General features: G+C 64.2%; 13 protein-coding genes. 4 read left to right on the top strand and 9 right to left on the bottom strand.

Annotated features, from left to right (window positions below; all coding sequences use genetic code 11):
- Positions 1-406, top strand: a 406-nt coding sequence (locus WA317_RS10410; protein ID WP_425172952.1) for an ERAP1-like C-terminal domain-containing protein, incomplete at its 5' end; no start/stop codon positions are given.
- 81 nt (positions 407-487) lie between these two features.
- Here the strand turns inward: WA317_RS10410 and WA317_RS10405 are convergent.
- Genes WA317_RS10405 through WA317_RS10395 form a run of 3 tightly spaced genes read right to left on the bottom strand, consistent with a single transcriptional unit; the run spans position 488 to position 1914 of the window.
- A complete protein-coding gene (locus WA317_RS10405; RefSeq protein WP_425172951.1) occupies positions 488-955 on the bottom strand; it encodes a DUF5130 family protein in 468 nt (155 codons plus the stop codon).
- The gene (locus tag WA317_RS10400) at positions 942-1166 is read right to left on the bottom strand and encodes a hypothetical protein (RefSeq protein ID WP_425172955.1); all 225 of its coding nucleotides are present in this window, start codon (positions 1164-1166) and stop codon (positions 942-944) included. Before WA317_RS10400 ends, WA317_RS10405 begins: the two co-directional genes overlap by 14 nt.
- Before the next feature lie 55 nt (positions 1167-1221).
- A complete protein-coding gene (locus tag WA317_RS10395) occupies positions 1222-1914 on the bottom strand; it encodes an HNH endonuclease (RefSeq protein WP_425172950.1) in 693 nt (230 codons plus the stop codon).
- A gap of 165 nt (positions 1915-2079) precedes the next feature.
- Between WA317_RS10395 and WA317_RS10390 the strand changes: the two genes are divergently transcribed.
- Both WA317_RS10390 and WA317_RS10385 read left to right on the top strand, forming a co-directional pair.
- Positions 2080-2466: a globin gene (locus tag WA317_RS10390; protein WP_425172954.1), complete on the top strand. Its 387-nt coding sequence runs from the start codon at positions 2080-2082 to the stop codon at positions 2464-2466.
- Positions 2466-4040, top strand: coding sequence for a glycoside hydrolase family 13 protein (locus WA317_RS10385; RefSeq protein WP_425172949.1), 1575 nt, complete (start codon positions 2466-2468; stop codon positions 4038-4040). The genes WA317_RS10390 and WA317_RS10385 overlap by 1 nt, the downstream gene beginning before the upstream one ends.
- Before the next feature lie 11 nt (positions 4041-4051).
- Here WA317_RS10385 and WA317_RS10380 read toward each other — a convergent pair whose 3' ends face one another.
- Positions 4052-4507, bottom strand: a complete 456-nt coding sequence (locus tag WA317_RS10380; protein WP_425172948.1) for a MarR family winged helix-turn-helix transcriptional regulator — start codon at positions 4505-4507, stop codon at positions 4052-4054.
- 197 nt (positions 4508-4704) lie between these two features.
- Between WA317_RS10380 and WA317_RS10375 the strand changes: the two genes are divergently transcribed.
- On the top strand, positions 4705-5742 hold the full coding sequence (locus tag WA317_RS10375; RefSeq protein ID WP_425172947.1) for a pyridine nucleotide-disulfide oxidoreductase: 1038 nt from the start codon (positions 4705-4707) through the stop codon (positions 5740-5742).
- A gap of 77 nt (positions 5743-5819) precedes the next feature.
- Here WA317_RS10375 and WA317_RS10370 read toward each other — a convergent pair whose 3' ends face one another.
- From WA317_RS10370 to WA317_RS10350, 5 genes are all read right to left on the bottom strand, one after another.
- Positions 5820-6482, bottom strand: coding sequence for a hypothetical protein (locus WA317_RS10370; protein WP_425172946.1), 663 nt, complete (start codon positions 6480-6482; stop codon positions 5820-5822).
- On the bottom strand, positions 6470-6883 hold the full coding sequence (locus WA317_RS10365) for an acyl-CoA thioesterase (RefSeq protein ID WP_425172945.1): 414 nt from the start codon (positions 6881-6883) through the stop codon (positions 6470-6472). Before WA317_RS10365 ends, WA317_RS10370 begins: the two co-directional genes overlap by 13 nt.
- Entirely contained in the window at positions 6880-11736 is a 4857-nt protein-coding gene (locus tag WA317_RS10360; RefSeq protein WP_425172944.1) for an NAD-glutamate dehydrogenase, read from the bottom strand. Before WA317_RS10360 ends, WA317_RS10365 begins: the two co-directional genes overlap by 4 nt.
- 49 nt (positions 11737-11785) lie before the next feature.
- Positions 11786-13462, bottom strand: coding sequence for an energy-dependent translational throttle protein EttA (ettA, locus tag WA317_RS10355; protein ID WP_425172943.1), 1677 nt, complete (start codon positions 13460-13462; stop codon positions 11786-11788).
- Positions 13463-13528: 66 nt separating this feature from the next.
- Positions 13529-14023 (bottom strand): single-stranded DNA-binding protein, encoded by a 495-nt coding sequence (locus tag WA317_RS10350; RefSeq protein ID WP_425172942.1) that lies wholly within the window; start codon positions 14021-14023, stop codon positions 13529-13531.
- Positions 14024-14800: the final 777 nt, after the last annotated feature.

Below are 14800 nucleotides of genomic sequence, written 5' to 3'. Positions count from 1 at the left end.
GCACGGTGCCCGGGCCGCGGCGGCGCGGCCGCAGCCGGCGGTCAAAGAAGCGGCGTGGACGACGGTGACCGAGGACGACGCGCTGGCCAACATCACCGCGCGTTCCATCATCACCGGCTTCGTCGAGCCGGGTCAGTCCGAGTTGCTGAAGCCGTTCACCGAGCGTTATTTCGCGGCCATTCCGGGTGTCTGGCAACGCCGGTCCAGCGAGGTGGCTCAGACGGTGGTGGTCGGGCTGTACCCGTCCTGGGATATCAGTCACGACGCCATCGCCGCGGCCGATCGGTTCCTGGCGGGTCGCGACTTGCCGCCGGCGCTGCGGCGGCTGGTGGTGGAGGGCCGCGCGGGTGTCGAGCGGTCGCTGAGAGCGCGCCGGTTCGACGCCGACGCCCCGGAACAGGGCTAGCAGCACCTTCCGCCGCGAACGTGCACAGAATGCCACGTGTAGTCGGCGTGTCGCGGAGCAACGCACGCTCGCGCCGGAGGACTACTGCGGTGAGATACCGGAGCTGAGCGTGTGGATCGCGCCGATCAGCCCGTCGATCAGGTTGCCCGCTTGGAAGGCTGGGGCGGCGGCGGCCACACCGAGCGGTGCGGCGGATTCGGCGCCGCGCCCACGGACCTGTGAGCCGTAGACCACTTCGATGGCGTGCTGGTCGGGCGAGACGGCGATCAGCACCGCATCATTCGGTGTCGGCACCTTCGCCAGGAGTTGACGGGCCCGGGCGGCGGTGTCGCTGCCCAAGTCGCCGATGTACACCGCGAACCGGGCATCGGATGCCCGGGTGGCGTAACTCAGGGCGTCGTCAACGCGGGCGAGATCCTTGATCGGAAAGGGGTAGTGCACCGAGACTTCACCGGGCTCGGTGACCCCGGAAAGGCGTCCGCTGGCCGTGACCGCCCAACCGTCGGGTAGGTCGGCGGGCTCGATTGTCGCGATCTCACCACTTGCCACTGGCGCCACCTCCCACGCTGAACTCCGCTGCGCCGTGACCGTGGTGGCCGCCCACGTTTTCCTCGGTCGCCGCCCACAGGATCGGCGGATGCGTCCACGGCTCGGGCAATTTGTAGGTCGCCGGGTGCGGCCCCTTGTGGCGGTAGATCAGCGCTGCCAACAGGAGAACCAGCACAGCCGGAACCCCCACGGATAACAGGTGGATTTCCATCATGCTCACGACCCTGACGGTATCCCACCGCCGCCAAATCGGTCAGCTGAGCCTGTTAGGCGGCGCCCTCGTCGAGGTATCGCGCCCAGGCCGGATCGAGCTCCTTGACCGTCGACAGCAGGCGCCAGTGCTGTCCCTTCGGTGACGCCGGCACCAGTCGCAAAGTCCAGCCCAATTCGGACAGCAGCCGATCGCCCTTGCGGTGGTTGCAGGTCGAGCAGCAGGCCACGCAGTTCTCCCAGGAGTGGTCACCGCCTCGACTGCGGGGCACCACGTGGTCGACGGTGTCGGCCTTGGCTCCGCAGTAGGCACAACAGAACCGGTCCCGGTGCATCAGCGCGGCCCGCGTCATCGGCACGCGCGCCCGGTAGGGCACCCGGACAAAGGTGCGCAAACGAATCACCGACGGCACCGCGATGGATCTGCTGGCCGAGTGCACGACGGGACCGGTCGGATCGTCGTGCACCACGTCGGCCTTACCGCAGATCAGCATGATGATCGCGCGCCGTACCGGCAGCGCGGTCAGCGGCTCGTAGGTCGAGTTCAACAGCAGCACCCGCCGGCGGTTCCAGATCGAGCCGGCGTCGCGGCCGGCGTGGGAATGGGCGTCGACACTATGCAGACCAGAACCATGCAGACCAGAACCATGCAGGCAGGAGCCGGGCAGAGAAGAACCGGCAACGGCCCCACTCAGGCCTGCCGCGGCACCGGAAATACGGTGGCCGCGGCGCTTATTGCGCTGCGCCATGCGTCCTCCGCCGAACAGTCCACCATGATTCGGCACCGACCGCACCCCAAATCGCGGTGTGTGAGCCGGTCCCTCCGGTGAATTTCGGGTGTTGAATCCGTCGCGTTGTGCGCCGCCCGGCGGTGACCATGACCGCGATGGCCCACAATGGAGGGAATGGAACAGCTGCAGCAGACCTTCTACGACGCCGTCGGTGGCGCCGAGACCTTCCGTACCATCGTGTCGCGGTTCTACGAGCTGGTCGCCGAGGATGAGATCCTGCGGCCGCTGTACCCCGAAGAAGACCTCTCCGGCGCCGAGGAACGGTTGCGGATGTTCCTCGAACAGTACTGGGGCGGTCCGCGAACCTACTCGGACCAGCGCGGCCACCCCCGGCTGCGGATGCGTCACGTGCCGTTCCGAATTTCACCGATCGAGCGGGACGCCTGGCTGCGGTGCATGCACACCGCGGTCGCGTCCGTCGACTCGCGGACTCTCGACGACGAACACCGCCGGCAATTGCTGGACTACCTGGAAATGGCAGCCCACTCCCTCGTCAACTCCGCGTTCTGATGAGCGGCCCGCAACAAGATCCGTGGTGGTCGCGGGCGATCTTCTACCAGATCTACCCGCGCTCCTTCGCCGACAGCGACGGTGACGGTGTCGGCGACCTCGACGGGGTGTTGGCCCATCTGGACTACCTCGACCTGCTCGGCGTCGACGCGATCTGGATCAACCCCGTCACCGTGTCGCCGATGGCCGACCACGGTTACGACGTGGCCGATCCGCGCGACGTGGATCCGCTGTTCGGCGGGCTGGCCGCACTGGAGCGGCTGATCGCCGCCGCGCACGAACGCGACATCAAAATCACCATGGACCTGGTGCCCAACCACACCAGTTCTCAGCACCCCTGGTTCCAGGCCGCGCTCAACGCCGGGCCGGGCAGCGCCGCGCGGGATCGCTACATTTTCCGCGACGGCCGGGGACAAGGCGGCCTGAAGCCACCGAACAACTGGCAGTCAGTGTTCGGCGGGCCGGCCTGGACCCGGGTCGTCGAACCGGACGGCAACCCGGGCCAGTGGTATCTGCACCTGTTCGACGCCGAGCAGCCCGACCTGAACTGGGATAATTCCGAGGTCTTCGACGACTTTGAGAAGACGCTGCGGTTCTGGTTGGAGGGCGGCGTCGATGGTTTCCGCATCGACGTCGCACACGGCATGGCCAAGCCGCCGGGTCTCCCGGATACCGAGGTCACCATGCGGCCGCGGCTCCTCAACGATGGCGATCCCCGCTTCAACCATCCCAACGTGCATGCGATTCACCGCGACATCCGCACTGTGATGGACGACTATCCCCACGCGGTGACCATCGGCGAGGTGTGGGTGTTCGACAACGCCCAATGGGCCGAGTATCTGCGGCCCGACGAGCTGCATCTGGGTTTCAACTTCCGCTTGGTGCGGGCCGACTTCGACATCGACAGCATCCGTGACGCGATTGAGAACTCATTGGCCGCAGCGGCGATCGAGAACGCGACTCCCACGTGGACGCTGGAAAACCACGACGTTGAGCGAAGAACCACCTATTACGGCGGGGGCAGCGTCGGGCTGGACCGGGCCCGGGCGGTCGCGACGGTGATGCTCGCCCTGCCGGGCGCGGTGTTCCTCTACAACGGCCAGGAACTGGGGCTGCCCAATGTCGAGTTGCCCGACGAGGTGCTGCAGGATCCGACCTGGGAACGCTCGGGACGCACCGAACGCGGCCGCGACGGCTGCCGCATCCCGATCCCGTGGCGCGGCGACGCTCCACCTTTCGGGTTCTCCGGGTCGCCCGACACGTGGCTGCCGATCCCGCCGGAGTGGGTAGACCTGACTGTCGAGAAGCAGCTCAGCGACACCGATTCTCCGCTGTCGTTTTTCCGACGTGCGCTCCAGTTGCGCCGCACGCGAGCCGAGTTCGACGGGGTTGGTGTCGAGTGGCTGCCTTCACCGGACGACGCAATGATCTTCCGGCGCCGCGACGGCGGACTGGTGTGCGCGCTGAACGCCGGCGATCAGCCGCTGCCACTGCCCGACGGCGAAGTGATCCTGTCCAGCGCACCGCTGACCGACGGTGTGTTGCCGCCCAACGCCGCGGCCTGGCTGGTCTGACCGGTCCCGAATTAAAACTCACTTGCAGACGGTCCCGAGCTGTCGATCGCGCCGGACCCCGAGGCGCCCAGCAGCCGCTTCAGCTCCTGCCGTTCTGTGACGGTGAGGTCGGTGAGGATGTGCTCCTCGGCGATCCGCACGGCTGCTTCGGCACGCTTCAGCAGCCCTCGACCCTTACTGGTGAGCTCAGCGGGCAGCGCGCGACCGGACGACACCGATGCTGGCCGGGCCACTACTCCACTGTCTTGCAATCCGCGCAGCACCATGTTCATCGCCTGCGGCGACACATTGGTGTCGCGGGCGAGCTCGGCGCTGGACCGGCCCGGTGATAACGACAGAATTCGCAAGCACACGAATTCAGGCAGACCGAGGCCAAGGGGCCTCAGCTCGGCGTTGACCTGCGGCCGCAGCGCGGCCATCACCCGGTACAGCAAATAGCCCAGCGGTTGGTCTTGATTCTCGCCCATGTCAACAATCTTGACATACACCAAGCGTGTTGATAGGAAGTACGCAGTCTTCCGGTTCGACCCGCTGCCGAGCTGACGACCGCAGTGCAGTTTGGCGTTTTCGCACACTGCCTTATCTGAGCAACGAAGAATAGCGGCGTCAATCCGCGCCGGGCGCAGGTGGCTTTTTGCGTCCTGCTGCTCTATATATGTGGTCCATGGCACCCTATGCATGGACCGTGATCGGAGCCGGACCCGCAGGAATCGCTTCGGTGGGCAGATTGATAGATCACGGGATAGCGCCCGAGAGGATCGCCTGGATTGATCCCGAATTTGCCGCCGGAGACATCGGCCGCAAGTGGCGTTCCGTGTCGAGCAATACTCACCTCGCACTTTTTCTCGATTACTTCAACGGCTCTGCCGCTTTCCGATTCTCCGAGGCGCCTCCCCTGCCGTTGCGGGAAATCGACTCGCAAGAAACCTGCGCACTCGCTTTGGTCGCTGAACCCCTGGAATGGATCACCGGTCACCTCAGTGAGCGAGTAAATGTCTATCAAACGAAAGCGACCGCGCTCACCCTGACAGAAAGGCGCTGGCTGATCGAGACCAGCCAGCGGGAGCTCGCATCGGAGAACGTGATCCTGGCCGTGGGAGCGGTGCCGAAAAAGCTCGACTATCCTGGACTCGACGAAATACCGGTGGAAGTCGCTCTCGATCCGGAGAAGCTGGCGGAACAACCGCTGGAAGGCGCGACCGTCGCGGTGTTCGGTTCTTCGCACTCGACGATGATCGCCTTGCCGTATCTTCTGCGCCATCCGGTCGAGAAGGTAATCAATTTCTATCGCAGCCCACTGCGGTACGCCCTCTACTTCGATGACTGGATTTTGTTCGACGATGTCGGTCTCAAAGGAAAAGCGGCTGAGTGGGCTCGACAAAATATCGATGGATATTTGCCTGACCGGCTGGAGAGATGTTGGGTTTCCAGCCCCGATTTCGACGAGAAACTTGCGCAGTGCGACCGTGCCATCTATACCGTCGGCTTCGAGCGCAGGAAACTGCCGGAAACTAGACAATGGGGCGAATTGGACTACAACCCGAACAACGGAATAATTGCGCCCGGACTTTTCGGTGTGGGCATCGCTTATCCGGAGTACGGACCGGACCGCTACGGGTATGGACAGTATCGGGTGGGGCTCAAGAAATTCATGGATTATCTGCACTCCGTACTGCCACTGTGGTTGCGTTACGGTCCGTAGGCGGACCTGGAATAAAGGAGGACAAATTCGCGGTGATTCCCACCGGTACCGCAGTCCACCGGCGCCCAGACCGTGCGTCAGCGCAACACCAGCGCCGGATGGCCGCGACGGCGATACACCGAGCCGAATCGGGCGTCGATACGGAGCCAGGCCGGCAGTATCCGGACCCGCACGATCTCGTCTGCGCTGACGGCCTCCGGCGACTGAGGCAGGAAACCCATTGCGGTCAACGCGAATACGCACCGCATCGGGACACCCACGCCGGCATCAGCCGAGGTCACCCGGACCACCTCTTGGTCGAGGAGGGAGACCGGCGGACCGTGCGTGCTGCCGTGTTCTTTGGCCAGCTGCGCACCGCGCTGCGCCAGCTCCAGTACCGCGCGGGCCGGTACGTCGTCGACATGGGTGAATCCTGAATCTGGGGGCAGCGCGCCTCGCCATGCCGAATCCATCGGGAACCCGCAGTCGACGTAGCCGGAGCGGTCCACTGCTGAGAGCCCACGCGCCAAATTGTCAGCGCCGGCGGACAAGTCGCTGGGCCGTATAGTGCCGGCTACCACGCGGCTGGCCAACACGTCGAAGCCGGTGGCCAACCATGCTGTCAGCGATGCGGCCGATCGGGCGCGAAGCCGAATCACCGCGGCGTCGTCGAGTCGTATCGCGCGGTCGACGAAGGTGCCCAGATCGCTGCGGTCGTCAACGTCGGGTAACCAGAGTCCGCGTTCAGCTACCGCAGCCACCGCTGCAGGTACTCCCGGTGGTGTGGCGCAAGGCGCACCAGTCGCTGTTCGTCGATATGGAATGCGGCCAACTGTGTTTCGGCGATCACGGCGGCCTTCGACACCGGGTCGGCGTTGACCGAGCGCACCTCGTACCCGAGGGTGAAGTCAACCGCCCGAAGTCGTTTCACCCATATGGTCACTTGCAGCGGCGAATCCATCAGCCGTAGTTGACCTTTGTAGCTGACTTGTACGTCGGCAATCAACAGACCGATGGTGACGATGTCGGCGACGAAGGCGTCTTTGAGAAACGGCACGCGCGCCTCTTCGAGGATGGTCACCATGGTCGCGTGGTTGACGTGCTGGTACATGTCGATGTCGGACCAGCGCACCGGTACGGGTGCGACGAATCGGGTGCTCACCCGGACGATCCTCGTCCGCTGGTCCGCGTCATCCGACGGATCTGCCGGGCAGCGACGGAAAGTGCCGCCAGGTCCTTCTGGCCACTTTCGTAAATCTCGTTGAGGGTGCGCCGAGCGCGCTCTACCCGCGACGCGCTGGTGTGTTCCCACTCGGCGATCTTCTCTTCGCCGCTTTCGTCCGGCTCACCGACGGCGAGCACGTCGAAACAAAGTGACCGCAATGAGGCGTAAATGTCATCGCGAATTGCCAACCGCGCCAACGAATGCCAGCGGTCGTCGCGTGGCAGCTCGGACACCGCGGTCAGCAGACCGTCGGTACCGAGACGGTCCATCAACGCGAAATAGGTGTCGGCCACCTCGGCCGGATCGCGGTCCTCGATATCGGCGATGTCGATGATGTCGAGCAGGCTGAAGCGGTATAAGCCGGCGGCCACCATGTAAGCGAGATCTTTCGACGCGCCTTCAGCAACGAACCCAGCAGCGTCTTTTTCCACGATGGCCTGGTCGTCGCCGCGCAGCCACTCTGACATGCGCGGGGTGAGCGCTTCAACCTTCCGCGCGAAGCGATTGATCTCAGCGCCGACGGCCAGCGGCTGCGGACGGTAGTTCAGCAACCACCGCCCGGCTCGGTCGATCAGCCGGTGATTGTCCAACGTCATCCGGTCGGACACCGCGACCGGCAAGTCGGCCGCCCTGATCTGCCGCCAAAGCTGACCGACTCCGAAGATGGCGTCGCTGGCAACGAAGGTGCGCACCGCGTCCACCGGTTTAACACCGACATCTTCGGTGATCCGGTAGGCATAGGTGATGCCGCCGGTGTCAACCACATCGTTGACCAGCATGGTGGTGATGATCTCGCGGCGCAGTTGGTGGGAGCGGATTTCGCGGCCGAAGCGATTCTGCAGCGCGGGCGGGAAGTAATGCGGCAGCCGGGCAGCGAACACTTCTTGATCCAGCACATCCGTCGCCAGCAGCTCGTCCTTCAACGCGAGCTTGACGTGCGCCATCAGGGTTGCCAGCTCCGGCGAGGTGAGACTTATGCCGGCCTCGATCCGCCGGTTGATCTCCTTATCCGAGGGGAGCGCCTCGAGTTCGCGGTTCAGTCCGCGCTCGGCCACCAAATGTCTGATCTGCATGGCGTGCACCGGAAGCAGGCTGCAAGCGTTGGTGCGGCTGGTCCCCATCAGGTCGTTTTGGTCGGCGTTGTCGAAAAGCACCAACGCGGCGACCTCGTCGGTCATCGACTCCAGTAGCGCGGTGCGTTCCTCGGACTTGACCTTGCCGGCGGTAACCAACGAGTCGATCAAGATCTTGAAGTTGACCTCGTGGTCAGAGCAGTCGACGCCCGCCGAGTTGTCCAACGCATCGGTGTTGATTCGGCCGCCACACAAGTCGAACTCGACCCGACCCAGCGATGTCACCCCGAGGTTGCCCCCCTCGGCGATCACCTTGGCGCGGACCTGGTTGGCGTTAACCCGCACCGAATCGTTCGCGCGGTCACCGACATCGGCGTCGGACTGAGCTTCGGCTTTGATGTAGGTGCCGATGCCGCCGTTGTACAGCAAGTCCACCGGTGCTTTCAGGATCGCGCGGACCACGTTGGGCGGCGCCAGCTCGGCGACGTCGTCCTCGATGGCAAGCGCTTGACGGACCTCGGCACTGATGGGAATCGACTTGTGCTCGCGGCTATACACTCCGCCGCCGGCGCTGATCAGCGACTCGTCATAGTCGTCCCAGCTGGAGCGCGGCAGTTGGAACAACCGCTCGCGTTCGGCCCACGAGTTCGCGGCGTCGGGGTCTGGGTCGAGGAAGATGTGGCGGTGGTCGAAAGCGGCCACCAGCCGGATGTGCTTACTGAGCAACATGCCGTTGCCGAACACGTCACCGCTCATGTCGCCGATGCCGACCACGGTGAAGTCTTGCGTCTGGGTATCGACGCCCATCTCGCGGAAGTGCCTCTTGACGGCTTCCCAGGTGCCCTTGGCGGTGATGCCCATCGCTTTGTGGTCGTAGCCGACGGATCCGCCGGAGGCGAACGCGTCGCCCAGCCAAAATCCGTAGGACTTGGCGACGTCGTTGGCGATGTCGGAGAACGCAGCAGTGCCCTTGTCGGCGGCCACCACCAGGTAGGCGTCGTCGCCGTCGCGCCGCACCACTTCGGACGGCGCGCTGACCTCACCGGTGTTGTGGTCGACGTTGTCAGTGAGGTCCAGCAACCCGGAGATGAACAGCTTGTAGCACTCGATGCCTTCGTTGCGCACGGCATCCCGGTCTGCCGCGGAGTCCCCGGTCGCCGGCGGCGGTCGCTTCACCACGAACCCGCCCTTGGCGCCGACCGGCACGATCACCGCGTTCTTCACCGCTTGCGCCTTGACCAGTCCGAGGATCTCCGTTCGGAAGTCTTCCCGGCGGTCCGACCACCGCAGCCCGCCGCGGGCGACGTGACCGAACCGCAGGTGCACGCCTTCCACCCGTGGTGAGTAGACGAAGATCTCGAACTTGGGTCGGGGCTCGGGCAGCTCGTCGACCAGCTGCGCGTCCAGCTTCAACGCCACGGCATTCTGGCTGCGGGCCGAATGCTCGCGTGTCACGAAGAAATTGGTTCGCAGCGTGGCTTGAATCAACGACGCGAAAGCGCGCAGCACACGGTCGGTGTCGAGGCTGACCAGCGCATCGATGTCGGCGGTGACCGCCGCCACGGCCGATTGCGCGTCGTGGCTTTTCGGCGAGCCGGACGGTGCTGGATCGAACAGAGCCTCGAAGAGCGCCACCAAAGCCGCCGCCGTCTGCGGGTTTTCGCTGAGAACCGATTCTATGTGGGATTGACTGTAGAGAAAACCTGCCTGCCGCAAGTACTTTGCGTAGCTGCGCAGAACGACCACTTGCTGCCAGGTCAGACCGGCGCGCAGCACCAGTTCGTTGAACCGGTCGACTTCGACGCGTCCCTGCCAGATCGCGGTGACCGCGTCAGCGAATCGTATTGCGGTTGCCTGTTGTTCGGAGCCGGATTCCAAGGTGATGGTGTGGTGTGGCGAGATCTTGAACTGGTAGATCCACACAGTCAAACCGTCCGGCCGGGTGACGGTAAAAGGCCGCTCTTCCAATACCACCACGCCCATCGACTGCAGCATCGGCAGAAGCTGGCTCAACGAGGCGGTTCGGCCACCCAGATACCAGGTGAGCTGAGCGATCCCGTCTGCCTGGTCGTATTCGGTCAAGACGAGCTTGACCGAGTCGTCAGTCAGCGCCTCGATCACCGCGATGTCGTCGATCGCCTCCTCGGGAGTGACGAACTGCTTGTATGCCTCAGAGAAAACGGTCGCATAGTGCTCGGCCGTGCTCTGGTCGACCGCACCGTCCGCTGCTGCGCCGATGAGCCGGTCTGCCCACGTCCGCGCGGCTTCACTGAGCAGGCCCTGAATCCGGATACGGTTCTCGTCGGAGGTGTCGACGCCGGGCAGGGTGGATCCGTCCGCCAGTCGAACCATGAAATGTATGAGCGCCCAAGGCGATTCGGTGACACGGGCGGTGAACTCCAGGCTTGTTCCGCCGAACTCGCGCACCAGAATGTCCTCGATCTCCAGCCGTACCGCCGTGGTGTAGCGGTCGCGCGGCAAATACACCAGGCACGACACGAAGTGTTCGAGTGGGTCAGCGCGTAGGAACAGCAGGGCGCGGCGCCGCGACCCCAGATCCACGACGGCCTCCGCCATTGCCAGCAGCCGCTCGGAGCTGAGCGCGAATAGTTCTGAACGCGGCACGGTCTGGATGACGTCGAGCAGCAACTGACCTGGATGGCTTGGGTCGCGGTCGGCCAGTTCCAGCGCCTCGCGGACGCGGCGCGCGATCACCGGGATCTCCAGCACGTCGGCGTTCATGGCGGCGACGGTGAACAGGCCGATGAAGCGGTGCTCGATAACACCGGCCTCGCCGTTCTCGCGGACGACGACGATGTAGGGGTACGCGCCGTAGCGCAGGTAGCTGGGCACCGACGCCTGCACCAGCATCAGCAGCTTGTTGTCGTCGGTCAGCTCGCGGCGGGCGTTTTTCCGGCCGCGAAGCACGCCGAGGCTGTTCGACTCGTCAGCCGCGGCGATGCCGTCTTGCACGGGGCAGCGTTGGTAGCCCAGCACCATGAAGTTGCCGTCGGCCAACCAGCACAGCAGCGCCGCGACGTCTTGTCGGTCGGGACCGGGATAGCGACCGTCGCGGTCGGCTTGAAGGTCTTCGACCAATCCGTTGAGGGTGGCGATCATCGCCGCTGAATCGGCTGCCACCCGGCAGACATCGATCAGGACGCCGGGCAGCAGGCGTTTCGCAGCCGCGAGCGCATCGCGATTCACCGACGGCGACAACTGGATGTGGATCCAGGTCTCCTCCACGGCGTCGTCACCGCCGGACTTCGGGTCCACGCCCAGCAACTCCCCGGCGGAATTGCGATGCACGTCGAACACCGGATTCATGATCGCCTCGTAGGCCACCCCGAGGCGGTGCAACAACACCGTCACCGAATCCATCAGCATCGCGCCGTGATCGGTGACCACCTGCAGTGCGGGCCCGAATCCGCCGGGGTCGTCGGCCCAGTAGACAGCGACCCGGCTCTCGCCGGCGGGGCGGTGCGCGGCGAGCCGATAGTGCGCGGCGAGCAGGCCCGGCGTCAGCAGGCCGGTCGCATCATCGGGTTGGTCGAGGTGGTCAACGCCCGCCGGGGCCTGCGTGTTGCGCTCGCCGGCGTGCGGACCGTGATAGGTGTCGGTGTAGGCCTTGACGATCCAGTCGGGAATGTCGTCGATGCGCTCGAAGGCGGTCCAATCGGCCGCGCCCCGGACAGTTGATCCCGGATCGACCGTCATGCCGACTGCTCCTGACTCAGCACGCTCACCAGCGCTGGTGGGGGCGACATTAGTCGCGCGTGAGCCTGCGGTGGGTCATCCTGTGCGGGCGGGCCGCTTCTGCTCCCAGCCGCTCTACCTTGTTTTCTTCGTAGCCCGCGAAGTTACCCTCGAACCAGAACCATTTCGCTTCGTTGTCGGCGTCGCCTTCCCAGGCCAGGATGTGCGTACACGTCCGGTCGAGGAACCACCGGTCATGCGAAATCACCACGGCACAGCCGGGAAAGTTGACCAGAGCGTTCTCCAGTGAGCTGAGGGTTTCCACGTCGAGGTCGTTAGTGGGTTCGTCAAGCAGAATCAAGTTCCCGCCCTGCTTGAGGGTCAGCGCGAGATTGAGTCGGTTGCGCTCACCGCCGGACAGCACGCCGGCCGGCTTCTGCTGATCGGGTCCTTTGAATCCGAACGCGGACACGTAAGCCCGCGACGGCATCTCGGTTTGACCGACCTGGATGTGATCGAGCCCGTCGGAGACGACCTCCCACACCGTTTTCCTCGCGTCGATGCCGGCCCTGGTCTGATCGACGTAGCTGAGCTTGACGGTTTCACCGACTTTGACGATGCCGCTGTCCGGCTGCTCGAGGCCGACGACGGTTTTGAACAGCGTGGTCTTGCCGACCCCGTTGGGACCGACCACGCCCACGATGCCGTTGCGCGGCAACGTGAACGACAGGTCCTTGATCAATGTGCGACCGTCGAAGCCTTTGTCCAGGTGCTCGACTTCCACCACCACTGTGCCCAGTCGCGGTCCGGCCGGGATCTGGATCTCCTCGAAGTCGAGCTTGCGGGTCTTCTCCGCCTCGGCAGCCATTTCCTCGTAGCGCTGCAACCGCGCCTTGCTCTTGGCCTGACGGGCTTTGGCGCCGGAGCGGACCCAGGCCAGCTCTTCCTGCAGACGCTTCTGCAGCTTGACGTCCTTGCGGCCTTGCACGGCCAGGCGATCGGACTTCTTCTCCAAATACGTCGAGTAGTTGCCTTCGTACGGATACGCCCGACCCCGATCGAGCTCGAGAATCCACTGCGCGACGTTGTCGAGGAAGTAGCGGTCGTGCGTGACCGCCAGGATCGCACCCGCATAGGCCGCCAGGTGCTGTTCGAGCCACTGCACGCTCTCGGCGTCGAGGTGGTTGGTCGGCTCGTCGAGCAGCAGCAGATCGGGTTTGCTCAACAGCAGCTTGCACAGCGCCACCCGGCGTCGCTCACCACCGGACAGATGCGTCACCGGTTCGTCGGGCGGTGGACAGCGCAGCGCGTCCATCGCCTGTTCGAGCTGAGAGTCCAGATCCCACGCGTCGGCGTGGTCCAAGTCCTCCTGCAGCCGACCCATCTCGTCCATCAGCTCATCGGAGTAGTCGGTGGCCATCAGCTCCGCGACTTCGTTGAACCGGTCCAGCTTGACCTTGATCTCGCCCAGACCCTCCTCGACGTTGCCGCGGACGGTCTTCTCCTCATTCAGCGACGGTTCCTGCTGCAGGATGCCGACGGTGGCGCCGGTGGCCAGGAAGGCGTCACCGTTGTTGGGCTTGTCCAGGCCGGCCATGATCCGCAAGACGCTCGACTTACCGGCCCCGTTGGGCCCGACAACGCCGATCTTCGCTCCCGGAAGGAAGCTCAACGTGACGTCGTCGAGGATCACCTTGTCGCCGTGCGCCTTGCGGACCTTCTTCATCGTGTAGATGAACTCAGCCATGCCTAGGGTGTTGCCTTTCTACTATTGCGTCTGCTCGTCGCCCATCCTAGGCATCGCCCTCGCGGGCTAAGCCGATAGCGGCAATCCACTGCCAGTCGCCGGCTCGGCAGCGGTGTCCTCAGCCGGCTCCGCATCGTCGGTTTCGGCGGGATCGGCCACGGTTTCGGTGTTCGGCGCGGCCGGTGTTGTGGCATCCGTTCCGGTCGGGACGATCTTCTCGACGCGTGCGATGCAGCGGGACAGGTCCGGGCCGACCGAGGTCGCGCGCATCTCCAGCGTTGATCGCCGATTGCCGTCGCGATCTTCGTATTCGCTGGTGTGGACGTAGCCGGCCACAATGACAGGCGAACCTTTCCCCAGCGACGCGCCGACGCCGGAGACCAGCCGACCCCAACAGTTCACTGTGACGAACAGCGAGTTACCGGGCTCCCAGGTGCCGGCGGCGCTGCGGCGGCGCGAGTTGCTGGCGACCCGGAACTTCAGCAGCTCCTGGCTACCGACAATTCGGCGTTGCGGGTCATTGACGATGTTGCCGACCACGGTCAGCGGCGTTTCGAACATGTTCCGGGCTCCATTCTCTATTGGGGCGGTTGCTTTGTTATGACGACCCGGTCAATCCCGGTGACGCCACACCGCCGGTGCTGCCTGTTATTCACCCCGAAGTGACCGACGACTCCAGACTCGACAGCGGCGCCGGCGCTGCTGGAGAGGTCAGCCTGTGCAGAAAGCGGCAACTGTGGACAGCTTGATGACCAGCGGCATGTTCAACAGCTTCCCGCGACCGGCGGATCATCCTCCTGCAGTTCGGGGATACGTTCAATACCTTGCGTATTCCAGCGCTGCAGAACCACCGGATTGGGGTAGCGTTTCGAGAGGTTCGCGATAGCCTTGATAGCGGAGTCTCGCATTGCAGGCACGGCGCAGTGATTCGATGGCGAAGCGAGGGAGCGCGAATGGTTGGCTTGGGTCTTTTTGGTTGTCTGACGATACTTGCTGCTTCGCTGGGTTTAGTGTTTGGCGCTTGTGCATTTATTTTCGTAAGACGATTAGAGGTTCGGACACCGGCTGCCTTAGGTGAAGTAGTAGGGGCCCATAAAGCCGTCTTGCATAAATTGCGCAAACGCGAGCCAATGTCGCGGAGCGAGTTCGATTATGCGTCGCAAATAATCTCTGATTGCCGATCGTTGCTCGCATACTCGATACCAGCGACCATCTTCACAGTTGGATGCTTCTATATAGTGGGGTGTCTTGAACAGTTACATGGAGCCACGCCCTCCGTCCGAACATTTATCGGGGTGTTTCCCATGTTGGGGGCGACCAACCTCAGCATCCAGCTAC

It is taken from the genome of Mycobacterium sp. (assembly GCF_049802695.1).
Taxonomy (GTDB): Bacteria; Actinomycetota; Actinomycetes; order Mycobacteriales; family Mycobacteriaceae; genus Mycobacterium.
The sequence above is the reverse complement of the archived record's forward strand: the minus strand, read 5'-3'. Positions and strand labels throughout refer to the sequence as shown.